A 16,959-nucleotide genomic window follows, 5' to 3' on the forward strand; every position below is an offset into this window, starting at 1 on the left:
CACGCGGGGTCAGTTGAGGCGCGAAGTGTCGCCCTGGGTGAACCATGACGGCGCACCTTCGGCGATCCGGACGATGACGTTCTTCTTCTCCAGGAATCCGAAGAAGGATTCGGTACCGGCCTGCTTGCCGATCCCGGAGTCCTTGAACCCGCCCCACGGCATGGCCGGGGAGAGCCTGTGGTGATCATTGACCCACGTCATGCCGGCCCGGATGCTCTGCGCGGCACGATGAGCGCGACCGATGTCGCGGCTCCATACCGCGGCACCGAGCCCGAACTGCGAGGAATTCGCCTTCCGGATGGCGTCGTCATCGTCGATGAACGTCTCGATCGACACCAACGGCCCGAAGACCTCTTCGCGAGCCACCGTCATCTGTTCGGTCACACCGCCGATCACGGTCGGTTCGACGAAGTAGCCGCCGTCGAGCTGACCGCCGAGCTTGGGTGACCGACCTCCGGCCAGAATCTTCGCGCCTTCGTCGGCAGCACCGTTGGCATATCGCAAGGTCCGGTCTCGGGCGGCAGCCGAGATGACCGGTCCCATCTGTGTCGCCGGATCGAGTGGGTCACCCAGCCGGATGGACTCGGCTATGTCGACCAGGCGGGCGGTGAAGTCAGAGGCGAGAGATTCGTGCACGATCACCCTGGCGCCGGCCACACACGATTGCCCGGCCGCGATGAAGCCGGCGAACGCCGCGCCGGCCACGGCGTCATCGAGGTTGGCGTCGTCGAGGATCAGCACCGGGGTCTTTCCGCCCAGTTCAGCGGTCACCTTGCCGAAGTTGCGTCCCGCGGCGGCCGCCACTGCCCGGCCGGTCTCGGTGCCGCCGGTGAACTCGATCCTGTTCACATCCGGATGGTTGGTCAGCGCCGCACCCGCCTCCTGCCCCAGCCCGATCACCACGTTGAGTGCGCCGCCGGGAACACCTGCCTCGTAGGCGAGTTCGGCGAGCAGCAACGTGGTCAGCGGCGTGAGCTCAGAAGGCTTGACCACCACGGTGTTGCCCGTCGCCAGTGCCGGGGCGATGCCTCGGGCGGCGATCATCACCGGGTGGTTGTACGGCGTCATCACCGCCGCGACACCGAGCGGCACATACTCGATGTAATCGAGATACCCCTCGCCGACCGGCACGGTCTCTCCGCGCAGCGTCAGCGCCAGGGCCGCGTTGTAGCGGAAGAAGTCCGGAACGATGCCGATCTGTGCCCGGGTCTCGTTGATCGGCCTGCCGTTGTTCGTCGCTTCGAGCGCACTGAACTCGTCCAGCCGATCCTCGATGAGGTCGGCCAGCCGGTTGAGGATCCGGGCTCGTTGCGCGGCGGTCATCCGTGACCAGTTGCCGTGCTCGAACTCCTGCCGGGCGGCGGTGACCGCGAGACCGACGTCGTTGCCGTCGCCGGCGGGCACCTCGGTGATGACCTCACCGGTCGCGGGGTTGCGGACCGGCAGCCACCGCCCACTCGTTGCCGTGACGCGCCGGCCGTCGATCAGCATCTTCGTTCGCTCAGCCATGGATGGTCCTCGATTCTCCTGTTTTCTCGTCGACTACGCGCACGGGTGTCCCGTCGCCTGCCAAGTCGTCGCCTGCCAAGTCGTTGTCTGCCAAGTCGTTGTCTGCCAAGTTGGCGCCTGCCAAGTTGTTGTCGCTGCCTTCGTAGATCATCTTTCCGCGCGTCTCGGGAAGACCCTTGATGCCCACCAGAGCGATCAGTCCGACGGTGGCCAAGGTCAAAATGGCCAGCTGCAGGTTGCCGTTGAACACGGCCAGGGCCAGGGCGCCGGCGAACAGCGGGCCGAAGGAGGTGATCAGGCGTCCGAAACCGTTGGTGAACGACAGTGCGGTGGCTCGTACCCGCGGCCCGTAGAGCTCCGGGAACCAGACCGCCGATCCGGAGAACGCGCCGAACACGCCGAAACCGATCAACGGCAGTATCACCATGTAGGCGGTGAAGCCCCAATCCCAGGGGAACAGCGCCACTGAACCCACCCACATGCACGACATGCTCACCAGGAACGCGCGCCTTCGGCCGATGGCGTCGGCGATCGAACCCCACGTCGCATATCCGATCAGGCCGCCGAAGTTGAGCATCGCCGTGGCCAGTGCCACCTGCGAGGTGGTCGACGCGGCGTCCAGTCCGGCGTCGGAGGAGAGCTGACGGATCATCTGCGGCACCCAGGTGGTGATCGACCAGAACGCGATGAGCGAACCGAGCGAGATCGTCATGGCCAGCAGCGTGGTGCGGCGCAGCTTGCCGGAGAACAATTCGGCGAGGGTGAACTTGCTGCGCTCGGCGTTCCCGGCTCTGGCGGCCGCGTCCTGGGCCCGCCGCTCCGCCCGGGCCGTGACCGCCACCTCGGGTTCGGCCACGAATCGCCGCATGATGATGACGATCACGATCGGAACCGCGGTGATCAGCATGACGTTCCGCCACCCGAGGTGTCCGACGAAGCCGAACGTCACCGACGCCAGGAAGTAGCCGGCGGCATAACCGGACGCCATCAGGCTGGTGGCGCGGGCCCGGAACCGGTTGTTCCAGGTCTCGGCGATCAGAGCGGCGCCCACGGGATACTCGACCCCCGAACCGATTCCGGCAATGAACCGGAACAGTGCGATCTGCCAGAACTCCGTGGCGAACGCAGTCAGCACCGTGAAGACGGCGAACGTGACGATACCGATCATCAGCACCCGGACCCGGCCGAAGTAGTCGGCGAGAATTCCCAGGGTCATCGACCCGATCGCCCAGCCGAAGAGGTAGAGACTGACCGCGATACCGATATGCAGCGTGATGGCGGACTGCTCGGGTGCGATTCCGTCGACCGTGAGCATCTCGGTGATCGCCGGCGCCGCCACCAAGGTGAACAAGCTGCCGTCGAACCCGTCGAGGCCCCAGGCCGACATCGTGACGATGAGCGTCCACCACTGCGCCCGCGTCACCGTCGACCTCATCGTGTCCGGTTTGTGTGTTCCCACGCTGGAACTCCTGTCTTGTGGCCACCCGTCGCGGCTGCGGACTGCCGAAGTCTATGGACGGTCACCGCGATCATGGTTCTCGATCAGGAGGAAGATCCTCGTTCCGGATGCATCGATAGGCGAAACGGAGCCGCCGTCGATAGGGCAGTCTGTCGGTATGGACGACAGAAGCACCGTTGCGACCGGTGACGTCATGGAGATCGACACCGGGATTTCGGTGCACGACGTACCCCGACTGGTCGGCGAGGACCTGCTGGCGATCGTCGTGCCGGCCGCCGACGGCAGCGTGCGGATCCGGTCCCTGGGTGTTCTCGACGAGTTCACGGGCGAACGGTCGGACCTGTTGCTCGCGATCGGAGCGTCGAGAGGTGACTGGACCGACGTGATCGGCGAGGCCGTCCATCGTGGGGCCCGCGCATTGGTCACCGATCCGCTTCCTGATGCTGTCCTGCAACGGATTCGGCCCGTCGCCGAGCGCACCGGCGTGTGTCTGCTGGAGCGCAGCGGCGACCTGCCGTGGTTGGTGCTCTCGGACATGATCCGCGACCTGATCCAGCACGCTGAGGCTGATCGCATCCGTGGGTCCGGCGTCGCTCTGGAAGACCTTGCGGGCCTGGCCGAATCGCTCGCCGAGATGCTGGGCGGGCCCGTCATCATCGAAGACGCGAAGTTCCGCGTGCTGTCGTACTCGAGTTCAACCGACCAGGTCGACCGTGGTCGTGACATCGCCATCCTCGGCCGCCGGATCCCCGATGGCTGGCTGGGTCACCTCGAGTCGCTGGGTGTCATCGACAGGTTGCTCGGTACCGACGAGATCGTGACCGTCGACGATGGGCCCTTCGAGGCGCGACGGCGGTTGCTGTGTTCCATTCGCGCCGAACGCTTCCTGCTCGGGATCCTCTGGGTCGCCGAGGGTGAGACGCCTCTGCCCCCTGACATCCACGACCGCATGGCCGCCGCCGCCCGCACCGCGGCGCCGTTCCTCCTGCGGCATCAGGAGGCCGGATTCCAGCGCCGCGCGACGCAGAACAGGCAGATGCGTCTGCTGTTGGATCAGGGCACGATCCCACAGTCCACGGCCGAGGAATACGGGCTGTCGCCCGCCGACCGCTACACCGTGCTCGGCCTGCGCGCCTCACCGGATGCGTTGCTGACCAACCTCGACCGGAACCGGACCGTCGAATCCGTCGGCATGTACTGCCAGTCGTACCGGTGGCGTGCGGCCACCACGACCATCGGGCACACCGTCTACTGCGTACTCGCCCACGACCGCGAGACCTCGGACGGCCGGCTCAGCGACTTCGCCTCCGCGGTGGGCGAACACGTCCGGCGTGCGTTGCTGGGGCGCGGTGTCCAGGTCTCGCTGAGCCGGACCGTCCGCGTACTGCAGGACATCCCCACCGCGCGCCGTCAGGTCGACGAGGTACTCGAAACATGCCCGGCGGCAGATCCGTTGACTGTCATCACATTCGATGACGCGCTCGCCAGGATCGCCCTGTCCCGGGTCGGTCACTTCCTGAAGGCCAATGCGATCGACTATCCGAAGCTCGACCGCCTGCGGGCCGAGGACGAGGCCAGCGGTTCGGAGTACACCGCGACGTTGTCGGCCTACCTGTCGGCCTTCGGCAACGTCGTGGCCGCGGCGCGTCGGCTCAACGTCCACGTCACCACGCTGCGCTACCGGTTGAAGCGCATCCAGGCGATTTCCGGTCTGGACCTCGACGATCCCGCGGAGCGACTCCTCTGCGAGCTGCTCCTCAGATAGCGCGGGGGCGCACGTCCTCCGATAGTCGAGCCGATGCGCCCGAGTTCTCGCTTATGGGAGCAATGGATCGACCGTCGTGCGCCGTAGATTTCGCTCGAAGGCGCCAATCCGCGTCCGCACAACACCCACGGAGCCACGATGACCACCAGTCAGCAGTCCATCACCTTCGAGCTCTTCCACGAGCTGTACGAGTCCTGTAACAACTGGGGACGCTGGGGGACCGAAGATCAAAGGGGCACACTGAACTTCATCACCCCCGACGTGATCAGCGCCGCTGCGTCGATGGTCCGGACCGGTAAGGCGATCTCGCTGCAGCTCCCGCTCGACGGGCAGGGTCCGCAGACCGGTGCGTTCGGGCGGGTCAACCCCGTGCACCAGATGGCGGCCACCGGCACCGACCACCTGGCGGGCACACAGACCTACAGTGCCGACCCCCTGGGGTGGGGGTTCGCCGACGACAGCTTGTTCCTGTTCCTGCAGGGTGGCACGCAGTGGGACGCGCTCGGTCACATCTTCCGAGACGGCAAGATGTTCAACGGCTTCAGCGCGGGCGAGGTGACCTCTTCGGGAGCGGCGCGCGGCGGCGTCGAACACATGCCGACGATCGTGTCGCGCGGTGTCCTGCTCGACATGCCGCGGGTCAAGGGCAAATCGCACCTGGAACCCGGAGAGGCGATCTATCCGGAGGATCTCGACGAAGCGTGCGAATTCCACGGCGTCACGGTGGGGCGCGGCGACATCGTGCTGATCCGGACCGGTGACATGGCTGCGCGCCGCGACTTGCCCGGGTGGGGAGGCTACTCCGCCGGCGACGCACCCGGCTTGTCGCTGTCGGTCGCGAAGTGGTTGTACGAGAAGGAGGTCGCGGGAATAGCGACCGACACCTGGGGCGCCGAGGTCCGGCCGAACGAACTCGAAGGCACGTTCCAGCCCCTGCATCTGGTGATGATCGTGTCCATGGGTCTGCTGGTGGGCGAGATCTGGTATCTCGACGCTCTCGCCGACGACTGCGCAGCCGACGGTCAGTACGAATTCCTTCTCGTCGGACCCCCGCTGGTGATTCCCGGCGCGGTCGGCTCACCGCTGAATCCCCAGGCCATCAAATGACGTCGGGAGCGGTGGACGCCCTCGTCGGTGGTGCCTCGCTGGCGGGGAAACACGCGTGGGTGACAGGAGCCGGGTCGGGTATCGGTCGCGCTTCGGCGATCGCGCTCTCCCGGCTCGGGGCCACCGCTCACCTCGTGGGCCGGACCGCCGAGTCCCTTCAGGAGACCGCCCGCCTGATAGGGGAGTACGGCGGTTCGGCCGTGTGCCACGTCGGCGATGTGACCGACACCGCCTTCGTGCCGTCGGTGATGGCCGGTCAGCGCGTCGACGTGCTGGTCAACAGCGCGGGGCGCAACATCGCCCAACAGCTCGTGGACATCACTCCGCAGTCCTACGCCGCGGTGATGGGTGTCAACGTCGAGGCCGCACTCTTCGTGACGCAGCAGGCGGTCGCCCGCATGCGCGATCACGGTGAGGGTGGGTCGATCGTCTCGATCGGTTCACAGATGGGTCACGTGGGCGGTCCGCAACGCACGCTCTACTGCGCGTCGAAGTGGGCGCTGGAGGGGATGACCAAAGCGCTGGCCCTCGAGCTGGCCGGTGAGGCGATCCGCGTGAACACCGTCGCCCCGACCTTTGTGGAAACCGAGCTGACGGCCACCAGCCTCGCGAAACCCGAATTCCGGGACTGGGTGCTCGGCGAGATTCCCCTGCGCAGGCTGGGGACGGTGGACGAAGTAGCCGCTGCGGTGGCCTATTTGGCCAGTCCGGCGTCGTCGCTCACCACCGGCAGCTCGTTGCTGGTCGACGGCGGATGGACCGCACACTGACGCGGAGCCGGTGTGCTCACGCCGGCGGCGCCGGGCGCATGGATCCGAGGAAGTACGTCTCACGCCCGGTGGGGTAGCCTCCGCCGTTCGTGGCGATGTGGACGTGGTCGTAGTGGTTGGCGGTCTCATTGCCGTAGTCGGCCGTCCAACTCGGCGCACCGATCCCGGGATAGAACCCCTGCCGCCAGATGACGTGCAACACGCCCCAGCGACGTGCGTTGGCCAACGCCAGCCCGGCGATCTGATTGCCGAGTTCGATCCCCTCGTCGGTGCCGTGATCGGGGATCATCACGTCGATGGCCAACCCGTTGGGGTGCCACCTCAGCGGGTCCTGCCGATACCCGCCGATGGTCGTGACCTCCGGGAACATGACGTTGATCGCGCGGGCCACCCAGATGGTCTTCACCTGCAGCCCGCCTTCCGGGGCGATACCCTCCGGCAGCTCGACGTTGAAATCCTGGGCCGCGACGGGCGCACTCGCCGCCAGCAGTTCCGCCTCCGCCGGGCGGGCGATCTGCGGCGGGGCCGCCTGCGCGGGCGTCGACGGCGCCGCTGCAGCCGGGGGAGTATCGGCGCCGCCGGGAGTCTCGGTGTCCGAGGCGTAGACCATGCCCGCAGACAGGGCGAGCGAGGCGGCGAGCGCCAGCCAGCGACCCATCCCGTTCGCTGACATCGTCCTGCCCATGAAGCAGCACTTTAGAGTCGCGAGTGACCGGTGACGGCCATTCTTCGCTAATTCGGCGAACTTCGTGTCGGCGTCCGGTTCACCGAATTCGGCATCACGCCCGCCGGCTGATCCGGGACCTCGCGTAGTCCTACTCATCCCCGACCGTCCCCGGCGGGGGATGCTGGACACATGCCAGACGTCGACACCCGGACGATCCCCGACACCGTCCGCGGCCGTGACCGTTCCGTCGACGTCGCCCGGCTCTCGGCGCTCGTGGTCGTGATGTTCGGGCACTGCGCGCTGCTGCTCGCCACGATCGACTCCGCAGGGGTGCGGATCGGCAACCTCCTGGGTGCGCTGCCCGCCATCGCCCCGGTCACCTGGGTCGTCCAGGTGATGCCGCTGTTCTTCCTGGCCGGTGGCGCTGCCGGCGCCTATGGCTGGCATTCCGGCACGCCGTGGGGTTCGTGGTTGTTCACCCGGGCCCAGCGGCTGTGCCGCCCGGTGTTCTGGTATCTCGCGGCGTGGGTCGTGGGCCTGCTGGCCGTGCGCCTGCTGCTCGGCGAGGAGTCGGCGGACGCGTTGGGTCGCGAGAGCGTCGCGCTGTTGTGGTTCCTCGGCGTGTACCTGATCGCACTCGCCTTCGTGCCCGTGTTGACCCGCCTGCGAACCGGCCGCGCGGTCGCCGTCCTGCTCACCGGCCTGCTCGCCACCGCATGGGCGGTCGACGAACTTCGATCCGCGGTCGGCACACCCGAATCCGGAGTCGTCAACTTCCTCGTCGTCTGGCTGATCCCGGTGGTGATCGGCGTGGCCTACGCGCGGCGATTGATCCACCCCCTCGCCGCACTCGGCGTCGCCGTGACCGCCCTGGCCGCGCAGTGCACCCTCGCGGTCACCGGCGCCTACGAGGTCGCGCTCGTCGTGACCGGCGCAGAGCACGTGTCGAACGTGTCACCGCCGACGCTGCTGCTCGGGCTGCACTGCACCTGGATGTCGTGCGCATTCGTGGTCGTCGCGGGGCCGGTCCGGCGATGGGCGGCACGACCACGCGTCTGGCACGTCGTCGCGACCGGTAATGGGGGAGCCATGACGCTCTACCTCTGGCACATCCCCGCCATCGCCGTCGCCGCGTTCACGCTGCACGCGCTCGGCCTGGACGCGTACGACGTGGACGCGCCGCACTTCTGGCCTCTGCTGGCCTTGCGGGCGGTCGTGTTCGCCGGGGTCATGGCCGCGCTGTTTCGCCTGCTCGTACCGCTCGAGCACCGCCCACTTCCCTGGTGGGACGACAAGGCCACGGCCACCGGTGCGCGCTCGGTGCTGGCCGGCGTGCTGATCTGTGTCGCCGGCGTGGCGCTGGTACTGACGGCCAAGCAGGGCCTGGCCGGTGCCGCGGGATGGACGGCGCTCGGCAGCTTCCTCACCGCGGCAGCGGCCGCCCGGATGAGTGCAGGGCCTTCCCGGTGGCGGTGAGCGATGGCGCCCACTGGGACCGCAGATACACACAACTCGGCCCCACGCCGGCGGAGGCCGTCGGATTGCCCGACGTCTTCGCGCCCCACCGCGCCGCCTTCCCGACCGAAGGTTTCGCACTCGACATCGCCTGCGGACAGGGCCGGACCGCGGTGTGGCTCGCCGAACGCGGAATGACGGTGCTCGGTTTCGACATCTCGGAAGTCGCGGTCGAACAGGCCGCGGCCACCGCCCGGCAGCGTCGGGTAGCCGACCGCTGCCGTTTCGAGGTGGTCGACCTCGACGGCGGACTGCCCGCCGGTCCAGCGGCCGACGTCATCGTGTGTCACCTCTTCCGAGAGGAGCGCCTCGACCGCGCATTGGCCGAACGCCTCGCCCCCGGGGGACTTCTCGCGATCGCCGCGTTGAGCGAAGTCGGCGCCGCGCCGGGCCGCTACCGGATCCGCCAAGGCACACTCACCGATGCGTTCGCCGACCTCGACGTCGTCGCAGCGGACGAGGGTTCGGGTGTGGCGTGGCTGCTGGGCCGGCGGCACTGTTCTACCGCGGCTGACCCCGGCGCGCCGGATAGGGCACGATGGCGATGATGAGTGCGCTTCGTGTGCTGGCCGGGTTTTGCACCACCACCATGCTGCTCGCGGTGGGGTGCTCCGACGCTCAGGACGCCGCGGCGACGCCGGATCCCCAGCCGCAGCTGCGTATCACCGTGCTCGGCGAGGTGCCCCACGACACGACGGCGTTCACCCAGGGCCTGGAGTTCGACGGCGCCGCACTCCTGGAGACCACCGGGCTGGCCGGGCAGTCACAGTTGCGTGAACTCGACCCCGCCACCGGTGCGGTGCGCCGTTCGGTGCCGCTGCCGGGCGGCTTCTTCGGGGAGGGCATGACGGTAGCCGGAGACCGCATCTGGCAGGTCACCTACCGCGACGGTGTCGCCATCGAATGGGACAGAACGACTTTCACGCCGGTGCGGCAGGTGCCCATCGACGGCGAGGGTTGGGGAGTGTGCTTCGACGGCACCCGGATCGTCCGCAGCGACGGCACCGACCGGTTACGTTTCGTCGACCCCGCCGACTTCACCGAGACGGGCAGTGTCGCCGTCACGGGGTCGGACGGAGGTCCGGTCGCCGGTCTGAACGAACTGGAATGCGTTGACGGCCAGGTGTGGGCGAACGTGTGGGCCACCGACGAAATCGTACGGATCGATCCGGGCACCGGGGTGGTCAGCGCGTCCGCCGACGCCTCGGCGCTACGTCAAGGTGAGCCAAAACGCAACGTGCTCAACGGAATTGCTTACGCCGGCGACGGGCAGTACCTCATCACCGGGAAGAACTGGGCGACGATGTACCTTGTGCGCTTCGACGCGAACCAGGGGCTGTGAGCATGGTCACTATATGGTCTCGATCTCCGACACGTCGGTGTGAGCTCCCGGCGGGACGGCTGCGTGGGCGTGAGACTTTCCGCATGCGGGTTGAGGAAACCATGTGGGATGTACTGCTCCCGAAGGATGTTGACGATCGCTGCGGATATTCTCCGCGGGCTGCGCTGGCCGAACTGGTGGCCAAGCAACTGCCCTCCTACAAGCGCCTGCTGCGCGTGGTGACCTGGTCGCCCGACGCGGGCCATTTGTTCCGGCCGACACCGAACTTCCGTCGGTATGCCGTGTGCTACGAGGTGGAACTCGCCACCTGATCGGTTGAACCCGAACCCGGACAGCGCTTTCGGGCCGGCCGGGCCGGATCCGCGAAGGTCAGCCGGCCCAGGAGATGGGCTGGCGTCGCCGGGCGACCCGCTCGAGACGCGCGCGGGCGGCCTCGACGTTGTCGGCGAGCGGCAGTTCCCCTTGCGGATCGCAGATCCTCAGCATTCGGCGCACCTCGCCGCCTGGCACGATCACCCAGTCGACGTCGATCCTCGCGCAACTGACACTCATGTAGTGCAGTGCGCTGAAACCCTGGGAGCCGAAGAACGTCACCCCCGTCAGGTCGACGATCAACTGCGAGGCCGTAGCGGTGTGGCGCTCGACGTAGCGGCCGAGGTCGCGGCCGTTGGCGGCATCCACCTCGCCGACCGCGGTCACAACCGACAGGGTCGGACAAGGCGATCCAATGGAGAAGACGGCTCGGCCCTTCCGCTGTGGCGCCTCCGTGGCCGTGGGGTCGGGACGGAAAACCCGGACGGTGCCGACGTCAATCATGGGTGGGACTCCCTCGATTGTGATGCCCCGATGGGGTTGTGCGGCCACCGCGGTTCGCAGCTTGCCGGGGGAAGGGCTGGCAAGCCTTACGCGGATGACGTCGCCGCTGGTTGCTCTTTCGTTATGTGACGCAGATTACTACGGAATGCGTCGCATTACTACGAGCTTAAGCAGGTTCTCAGGAAGGTCTCTACCTGCACATATACCGAAACAACCGGTAACGCGCCGGCAAATTCCGGCCGCCGTCGAGCCCACGGCGACGGATTGCGTAGTTTCTCAGACTGCCGAGGCCGCCACGGCGACGAAGTGGGCCGGACCATGTAGAGTTACACACATCCCGTTCGGGAGGCGTCACCGTTTAGTTAAAAGCGGACCGCTGTAGGCGAGTTCGATCGAGCCAACGGTCCCATTCCCGCCGCTAGTCATCCACCCCGGTGAAAGCCCGGTGGAGACAACAGCTTCCGCGTCTGCCGAATAATGCAAAGCTTGCGCCGTTACCGCGGCGTCGCTTCGCGTCCGCACCGCGTCCGGAAGGACCCGTGATGACGATCGTCGATGACACTCCCAAGGTATTGAGCCCGGCCCGTAGGCCGTCGACTCGCACGCAGGACGACTACGCAGACGTCCCCGACATGTTCCGGCTGCTGGCGGTGATGCCCGCCGGATCCCCGGAGTACGCCCGGCAGCGCGACGGCATCGTCACCCGTTGCCTGCCCCTGGCGGACCACATCGCGTTCCGCTACCACCGCAAGGGTGAGAACCTCGACGATCTCGTTCAGATCGCCCGGGTCGGGCTGATGCACGCGGTCAACCGTTTCGACCCGGAGAACGGCGCCAACTTCCTGTCCTTCGCGGTGCCGACCATGCTCGGTGAGATCCGGCGCCATTTCCGGGACAACGGATGGGCCATGCACGTTCCGCGCCGGCTCAAGGACCTGCACGTTCAGATAACCCGGGCGACCCCGCGGCTCACGCAATCACTCGGCAGGGCGCCCACCGCCTCCGATCTGGCCCTCGAATTGGGGGCGGATCGCCAGGAAGTGGTGGAGTGCCTGGTTGCCGGTGACGCGTACAGCCTGCGCTCGATCGACAGCCCGATCTCCTCCGCGGACGACACCACCCGCTCCCTGGCCGACACGCTCGGCGAGGTGGATCCCGACATGGACCACATCACCGACCGCGAATCGTTGCGGCCGCTGCTGGCGGCGCTGTCCGAACGCGAACGCACGGTGATCAGCCTCAGATTCTTCGCGTCGATGACGCAGACGCAGATCGCCGAACACATCGGTGTGTCGCAGATGCAGGTCTCGCGCATCCTCGCGAAGACGCTCAAGCAGTTGCGCGACGGGATGAGCTGACCCGGGTCAGCCCGCGGACCGCTCCCTGACGGGGATCGCGATCTCGTTGCGCCGCCGGAACGGCAGCGTCCACGGCGGATCGTAGAACCAGGCCGCGGGTTCGCCGACCGGTTCGAAATCGCTGTCGCGCAGCGCTGCCCGCAGTTCTTCGGTGCGGCGGGCAACGGCTTTGCCGCCGCGGTCACCCGAGAAGCTGAGGACGGCCACCGTTTCGGCCGGCGTGACCGTCAACCGCACACGCTCGTCGTTCGGGGCGGGCAGTGTGTCCATCGTCCATTTCGACGGCATGAAGAACCGGATCGTCCACTCGCCGGCCGACTCCGCCGACTGAGCCACCGGAGCGGTCATCGCGATGGTGGTGCCGCGCTGCTGGGCGACCGGCGCGGTCATCGCGATCTCCGCGTCGCGGTGGTTTCTACCGAAGATGTAGGACGCCAGCCGCCGGAATCCCTCGTTGCGCGAGGCTTCCTCGTCGGCGGAGACCGTGGTCTCCGCGGCGATGCGTTGGTCGTAACGCCGGATCTCGACCGCCTCCGAGAGTCGCTGCGTCGTATGGGGAGGCTCCTCGGTTCCGCACCGGATTCCCACCGTGGCCCCCGCGGCTTCGGCCACCTGACCGGCCGTCCGCACAATCGCTCCGAGCACTGTCGCCTCCTTCTCGTGTCCCCGGTATTCGGTTAGCCGGTGGTTCCCGGCGGCAAACGGTGTCCCGTACCGCGTCATGGTTGTGACCTCAACGCCGACCGACGTGAGGTTTGACTCATGATCACTTATGGGAACAGACCTCCCGAACGCCTCGACGCGGGGCCGTGAACAGGAAGGACGGACACCATGGCCGACGACAACAGCGGCAACAGCGGACCGGAGGAAGCTGTCAAGGGCGCAGTCGAAGGGGTGAAGGGCAAGGTCAAGGAGGTCACCGGCGCGGTTCTCGGCCGCGACGACCTCTACCGCGAGGGCCAGGCGCAGCAGGACAAGGCCGACGCCCAGCGCGACGCCGCCAAGAAGGAAGCCGAGGCCGAGGCCGCACGCGGTTCGGCCAAGGTCGCCGAAGAGCGGCAGAAGTCCGAACAGACCGGGCACTGACGGCACGAGCGACTGGCGGTCCGCACCGATGAGGTGCGGGCCGCTTCGTGTGTCCGGGTCACGCTCCGAGCGCGGCGCGGGCGTACGCGCGGACCGCGTTCTTGTCGATCTTCGCGTTCGTCGTCAGCGGTAACTCCTCGACGAACAACACGTGGCGCGGTCGCTTGAACGCGGTGAGTCGTGCCCGCACGTGCTCGATGAGCACCGCCCCGGTGGGACGGCGACCGTCGACCGCGACCACGACTGCGCACACCGCCTCGCCCCAGTATTCGTCGGGAACGCCGACCACCGCCGCCGACTCGACGTCAGGATGCTCGACGAGCGCGTCCTCGACCTCGCGAGAGGACACGTTCTCCCCGCCGGTGACGACGATGTCCTTGCGGCGGTCCACCACGGACAACCTGCCGTCGGCGCCGATTCGGCCGATGTCACCGGTGGCCAGCCAGCCGTCACGGTCCACCGCTAGTAGGTCCGGCCAGTACCCGGCCGCCACCTGAGCGCCCCGCACCTGGATCTCTCCCGGGGTGCCGGGCGGCGCTGCACCCCCGTTGTCGTCGCTGATCCTCACCTCGACGTGTGGGTGCGGCGAACCGGCGCTCGCGAGGATCTCGGGCTCACCTGCGAGCCCGCGACGGTGGTCGCGGGGGCCGAGGAACGTGACGTTGCCTCCGGTCTCGGTCATGCCGTAGCCCTGATGGAAGTCGACGTCGAGACGGTCGAGAGCGGTGCGCAACAGATCGGCGGGGATCGCCGCGGAGCCGTACGCGACCGACCGCAGCGTCGGCAGCGTGTCGCCGGTCGTCTGCAGGTGGCCCAGCAGCGCATGCAGCATCGTGGGAGCCAGAGAGCAGGCGGTTACGGCATGTTCGCGGATGGTGCGCGCAACGGCGTCCGCGCGGAACTGCGCCGCCAGCACCACCGTGGCGCCGACGGCGTGCTGCACCAGCATGTTGTACCCGGCGACATGGCACATCGGGAACGGCAGAAGGTAGACGCCGCCGCGGGTGACCGCGCGTCCGATGACCGATCCCTCCACGGCGGCCAGCACTGACCGATGGCTGTGGACAACACCTTTCGGCGTGCCGGTCGATCCACTGGTGAACAGCAGCCAAGCGGCGTCGTCGGGTGCGGGTGGCGTCGGGTCACCGGTCCCGGCGGGCGTGCCGGTCAGCTCCGGCGACTCGATGGACACCACGCGCCGGACCGACGGAACCTCGGACCGAAGGTCGGTCAGCCGCTCGAGATGGGTGCGGTCGCCGACCACGACGGTGGGCCGGGTCACTGCCAGCTGGGCGTACTGTTCGGCGGCCCGCAGACGCTGATTGATCAACGTCAGGATCCGGCCGGCGCGGGGCACCCCGTAGTACAGCCGGGCGTAGGCGGCGCTGTTGTCGGCGACGACGGCGACCCGGTCACCCGCCGCGGTGTGGCGGGCGACCCACGTGGCGACCGACCGGATCTCCCGGTCGAGCTGTGCGAACGAGGTCGGGACTCCGTCCGGCCCGATGACGGCGGGCCGCCGCGGATCCGTTGCGGCGGCCGACGCCACCAGATCGTGCAGCAGCATGACTACCGCGGCACCCCCAGTGCGAGCACCGCCGCATCGTCCTCCACGCCCTCCCCGAGATCGGCCAACAGGGTGCGCAGGGTCTCGACGATCTCCGTGGCGGTACTCGGCGCGTGTGCGCGAGCCAGTTCCATCAGCGCATCGTGGTCGTCGAAACGTTCGGCGCCACGCCCGATGCGTGCCTCGGTGACGCCGTCGGTGTAGATCACCAAGGTGTCACCCGCCGCGAGGTGAACTCGGGCCGACACGAACCGGGCGTTGTTGAAGATGCCCGCCGCCTGACCCCCTTCCGTGCTGACCTTCTCGACGGTGCCGTCCCCGCGCAGGAGCAGGGCCGGCGGGTGTCCGCCACTGGCCAGGTGCACGTCGAATCCGTTGTCCTGGTGGGTCAGCACACCGAAGATCACGGTGCAGAAATGCGAACGGTCCGGGCCGTACTCGCCGAGGAGCACGGTGTCGAGATTGTGCAGCACCGCCACCGGATCGTCGTCGAACACCGCGGCGGCACGCAGCGTGTAGCGGGTCAGCGAGGCGACGGTCGCCGCGTCGACGCCCTTACCGCACACGTCGCCCAGGAAGAATGCCGATCGGCCGTGCGTGAGCGCGAACAGGTCGTAGAAATCACCGCCGACCTCGTCGTGGGACGCGGCGTGCAGGTGGGCGCTGGCTTCCAGGCCGGGCGGCGGGGACAGCGTGGGCGGCAGCAGCGAGCGTTTCAGCGTGCGCGCCAGCGCGGTCGCCCGGGCGCGCTCCTGTTCGGCCCGCTGCCGCTCGGCCAGCAGTTCGCGCTCGTAGGCCCGCCGGTCGCTGGCGTCCTGAAGTGCCAACCGGATCGTCGTCGGCGCTCCGGAGGCGTCGGTCTTGACGTTGGCGGCGATCAGCGTGGGCAGCCGGTTGCCGCCGGCCGCGATGAGATCAACTGTGACGCCGCGGATTTCGCCCGTGATGTGCAGCAGGGGAGCGAAGTGCGTCTCGAAGTGGATCCGGCTGCCGACGGTCAGCAGGTCGGTGAACGGCGTGCCGATCAGCTCCTCGCGCCGACGGCCGAGCCAGCGAACCAGCGTCTCGTTCACCGACAGGATCCGCCGGTCCGGCCCGGTGGCGAGGTGGCCGCACGGAGCCTGCTCGTATAGGTCCTCGACGGTGTACTCCGGTGCCGGCTCGGCACCTTCGGGTGAGGTCACGTCGCCCGGGCGAACGCCGCGATCGCCTTGGCGGTCTCCTCCGGGGCGCTCAGATGTGGACAGTGCCCGGTGGTCTCGAGGGTGAGTAGCGCGCTGCCGGCGATGTGGTCGTGGACGAACGCCCCGACCCCGCGCGGGGCGATGGCGTCGTAGGCGCATTCGATGACCAGGGTGGGCATGTGCACGCCGCCGAGATCGGCGCGGTTGTCGGACAGGAACGTCGCGCGCGCGAACACCCGCGCCCGCGCCGGATCGGTGCGGCAGAAGCTCTCGGCCAGTTCGTCGGACAGTTCGGGTTGTCCCGGTGCGCCCATGACGGTCGGCGCCATCGCCTGCGACCAGCCGAGGTAGTTGCTCTCCATCGAGTCGAGGAGTTCATCGATGTCCGCCCGCGAGAAGCCGCCGCGGTACTCGGCGTCGTCGACGTAGCAGGGGGACGGGGTGAGCAGCACCAGCTTCGCGAACCTGCTCGGATCGGCGCGCACGGCGAGCACGCCCATCATGGACGCGACCGAGTGACCGACGAACACCACGTCGTGCAGGTCGAGTTCCTTGGTGAGTTCGAGGATGTCGTCGGCGTATCCCTGCAGTGAGGAGTAGCGGTCGGCGTCCCATGCCGTGGGGTCCGAGGCTCCGGAGCCGACGTGGTCGAACAGGACCACCCGGAACTCCGGCGCCAAGCGGGCGGTCACCAGCCGCCACAGGTTCTGGTCGCAGCCGAAACCGTGCGCGAGCATGACCGTCGGCCCCTGCTCTGTCCCGACGATGCGGACGTTGTTCCGTGCGCGCACGTTCATCGAGACGATCCTCCCAC

General features: G+C 68.0%; 17 protein-coding genes. 9 read left to right on the forward strand and 8 right to left on the reverse strand.

The features are described from left to right. Positions 1-9: 9 nt before the first annotated feature. Together I7X18_RS13215 and I7X18_RS13220 are read right to left on the reverse strand one after the other, a co-directional pair. Positions 10-1,509: an aldehyde dehydrogenase family protein gene (locus I7X18_RS13215; RefSeq protein ID WP_193048563.1), complete on the reverse strand. Its 1,500-nt coding sequence runs from the start codon at positions 1,507-1,509 to the stop codon at positions 10-12. Continuing rightward, complete coding sequence (locus tag I7X18_RS13220; protein WP_193048564.1) at positions 1,502-2,968, reverse strand: MFS transporter; 1,467 nt, start codon at positions 2,966-2,968, stop codon at positions 1,502-1,504. Before I7X18_RS13220 ends, I7X18_RS13215 begins: the two co-directional genes overlap by 8 nt. 157 nt (positions 2,969-3,125) lie before the next feature. On the opposite strand from I7X18_RS13220, the gene I7X18_RS13225 reads away from it, so the two are divergent. From I7X18_RS13225 to I7X18_RS13235, 3 genes are all read left to right on the forward strand, one after another. Next, positions 3,126-4,733, forward strand: coding sequence for a PucR family transcriptional regulator (locus I7X18_RS13225; RefSeq protein ID WP_193048565.1), 1,608 nt, complete (start codon positions 3,126-3,128; stop codon positions 4,731-4,733). A 138-nt stretch (positions 4,734-4,871) separates the two neighbouring features. Continuing rightward, positions 4,872-5,840 carry a cyclase family protein gene (locus tag I7X18_RS13230; RefSeq protein WP_193048566.1) on the forward strand — a complete coding sequence of 323 codons (969 nt, stop codon included), beginning with the start codon at positions 4,872-4,874 and terminating at the stop codon, positions 5,838-5,840. After that, entirely contained in the window at positions 5,837-6,610 is a 774-nt protein-coding gene (locus tag I7X18_RS13235) for an SDR family NAD(P)-dependent oxidoreductase (RefSeq protein ID WP_193048567.1), read from the forward strand. The genes I7X18_RS13230 and I7X18_RS13235 overlap by 4 nt, the downstream gene beginning before the upstream one ends. A 16-nt stretch (positions 6,611-6,626) precedes the next feature. On the opposite strand, the gene I7X18_RS13240 is transcribed toward I7X18_RS13235, so the two are convergent. After that, the gene (locus I7X18_RS13240; RefSeq protein WP_193048568.1) at positions 6,627-7,295 is read right to left on the reverse strand and encodes a VldE C-terminal domain-containing protein; all 669 of its coding nucleotides are present in this window, start codon (positions 7,293-7,295) and stop codon (positions 6,627-6,629) included. Between the two features lie 171 nt (positions 7,296-7,466). Between I7X18_RS13240 and I7X18_RS13245 the strand changes: the two genes are divergently transcribed. From I7X18_RS13245 to I7X18_RS13260, 4 genes are all read left to right on the forward strand, one after another. Next, positions 7,467-8,753 carry an acyltransferase family protein gene (locus I7X18_RS13245; protein ID WP_193048569.1) on the forward strand — a complete coding sequence of 429 codons (1,287 nt, stop codon included), beginning with the start codon at positions 7,467-7,469 and terminating at the stop codon, positions 8,751-8,753. After that, entirely contained in the window at positions 8,744-9,340 is a 597-nt protein-coding gene (locus I7X18_RS13250) for a class I SAM-dependent methyltransferase (protein WP_404822854.1), read from the forward strand. The genes I7X18_RS13245 and I7X18_RS13250 overlap by 10 nt, the downstream gene beginning before the upstream one ends. Next, on the forward strand, positions 9,331-10,134 hold the full coding sequence (locus I7X18_RS13255) for a glutaminyl-peptide cyclotransferase (protein WP_193048571.1): 804 nt from the start codon (positions 9,331-9,333) through the stop codon (positions 10,132-10,134). The genes I7X18_RS13250 and I7X18_RS13255 overlap by 10 nt, the downstream gene beginning before the upstream one ends. 83 nt (positions 10,135-10,217) lie before the next feature. Continuing rightward, a complete protein-coding gene (locus I7X18_RS13260; RefSeq protein ID WP_225892142.1) occupies positions 10,218-10,445 on the forward strand; it encodes a hypothetical protein in 228 nt (75 codons plus the stop codon). Positions 10,446-10,503: 58 nt separating this feature from the next. Here the strand turns inward: I7X18_RS13260 and I7X18_RS13265 are convergent, their stop codons facing one another. Continuing rightward, entirely contained in the window at positions 10,504-10,833 is a 330-nt protein-coding gene (locus I7X18_RS13265; RefSeq protein WP_232375471.1) for an STAS domain-containing protein, read from the reverse strand. A gap of 659 nt (positions 10,834-11,492) precedes the next feature. Here I7X18_RS13265 and I7X18_RS13270 point away from each other — a divergent pair. Beyond that, complete coding sequence (locus I7X18_RS13270) at positions 11,493-12,308, forward strand: RNA polymerase sigma factor SigF (protein ID WP_193048574.1); 816 nt, start codon at positions 11,493-11,495, stop codon at positions 12,306-12,308. A gap of 6 nt (positions 12,309-12,314) precedes the next feature. On the opposite strand, the gene I7X18_RS13275 is transcribed toward I7X18_RS13270, so the two are convergent. Further along, positions 12,315-12,953, reverse strand: a complete 639-nt coding sequence (locus I7X18_RS13275) for an SOUL family heme-binding protein (protein ID WP_193048575.1) — start codon at positions 12,951-12,953, stop codon at positions 12,315-12,317. Between the two features lie 186 nt (positions 12,954-13,139). Between I7X18_RS13275 and mbp1 the strand changes: the two genes are divergently transcribed. Continuing rightward, a complete protein-coding gene (gene mbp1 / locus I7X18_RS13280; RefSeq protein ID WP_193048576.1) occupies positions 13,140-13,394 on the forward strand; it encodes a microaggregate-binding protein 1 in 255 nt (84 codons plus the stop codon). 58 nt (positions 13,395-13,452) lie between these two features. Here mbp1 and I7X18_RS13285 read toward each other — a convergent pair whose 3' ends face one another. From I7X18_RS13285 to I7X18_RS13295, 3 genes are read right to left on the reverse strand one after another with little or no spacing between them, the layout of a single operon-like run. After that, positions 13,453-14,961, reverse strand: a complete 1,509-nt coding sequence (locus tag I7X18_RS13285) for an AMP-binding protein (protein WP_193048577.1) — start codon at positions 14,959-14,961, stop codon at positions 13,453-13,455. A gap of 2 nt (positions 14,962-14,963) precedes the next feature. Further along, complete coding sequence (locus tag I7X18_RS13290) at positions 14,964-16,145, reverse strand: PP2C family protein-serine/threonine phosphatase (protein WP_193048578.1); 1,182 nt, start codon at positions 16,143-16,145, stop codon at positions 14,964-14,966. Continuing rightward, positions 16,142-16,942 (reverse strand): alpha/beta fold hydrolase, encoded by an 801-nt coding sequence (locus tag I7X18_RS13295; protein WP_193048579.1) that lies wholly within the window; start codon positions 16,940-16,942, stop codon positions 16,142-16,144. The genes I7X18_RS13290 and I7X18_RS13295 overlap by 4 nt, the downstream gene beginning before the upstream one ends. Positions 16,943-16,959 lie beyond the last annotated feature (17 nt).

This window comes from Mycolicibacterium baixiangningiae, assembly GCF_016313185.1.
Taxonomy (GTDB): Bacteria; Actinomycetota; Actinomycetes; order Mycobacteriales; family Mycobacteriaceae; genus Mycobacterium; species Mycobacterium baixiangningiae.

What these genes read in the sequence shown, in the direction of transcription:
- I7X18_RS13260 (WP_225892142.1), top strand. Translation starts at nt 10,218, where the DNA reads ATGCGGGTTGAGGAAACCATGTGGGATGTACTGCTCCCGAAGGATGTT.
- I7X18_RS13240 (WP_193048568.1), bottom strand. Translation starts at nt 7,295, where the DNA reads ATGGGCAGGACGATGTCAGCGAACGGGATGGGTCGCTGGCTGGCGCTC.
- I7X18_RS13230 (WP_193048566.1), top strand. Translation starts at nt 4,872, where the DNA reads ATGACCACCAGTCAGCAGTCCATCACCTTCGAGCTCTTCCACGAGCTG.
- I7X18_RS13295 (WP_193048579.1), bottom strand. Translation starts at nt 16,942, where the DNA reads ATGAACGTGCGCGCACGGAACAACGTCCGCATCGTCGGGACAGAGCAG.
- I7X18_RS13215 (WP_193048563.1), bottom strand. Translation starts at nt 1,509, where the DNA reads ATGGCTGAGCGAACGAAGATGCTGATCGACGGCCGGCGCGTCACGGCA.
- I7X18_RS13245 (WP_193048569.1), top strand. Translation starts at nt 7,467, where the DNA reads ATGCCAGACGTCGACACCCGGACGATCCCCGACACCGTCCGCGGCCGT.
- I7X18_RS13285 (WP_193048577.1), bottom strand. Translation starts at nt 14,961, where the DNA reads ATGCTGCTGCACGATCTGGTGGCGTCGGCCGCCGCAACGGATCCGCGG.
- mbp1 (WP_193048576.1), top strand. Translation starts at nt 13,140, where the DNA reads ATGGCCGACGACAACAGCGGCAACAGCGGACCGGAGGAAGCTGTCAAG.
- I7X18_RS13235 (WP_193048567.1), top strand. Translation starts at nt 5,837, where the DNA reads ATGACGTCGGGAGCGGTGGACGCCCTCGTCGGTGGTGCCTCGCTGGCG.
- I7X18_RS13270 (WP_193048574.1), top strand. Translation starts at nt 11,493, where the DNA reads ATGACGATCGTCGATGACACTCCCAAGGTATTGAGCCCGGCCCGTAGG.
- I7X18_RS13225 (WP_193048565.1), top strand. Translation starts at nt 3,126, where the DNA reads ATGGACGACAGAAGCACCGTTGCGACCGGTGACGTCATGGAGATCGAC.
- I7X18_RS13255 (WP_193048571.1), top strand. Translation starts at nt 9,331, where the DNA reads ATGGCGATGATGAGTGCGCTTCGTGTGCTGGCCGGGTTTTGCACCACC.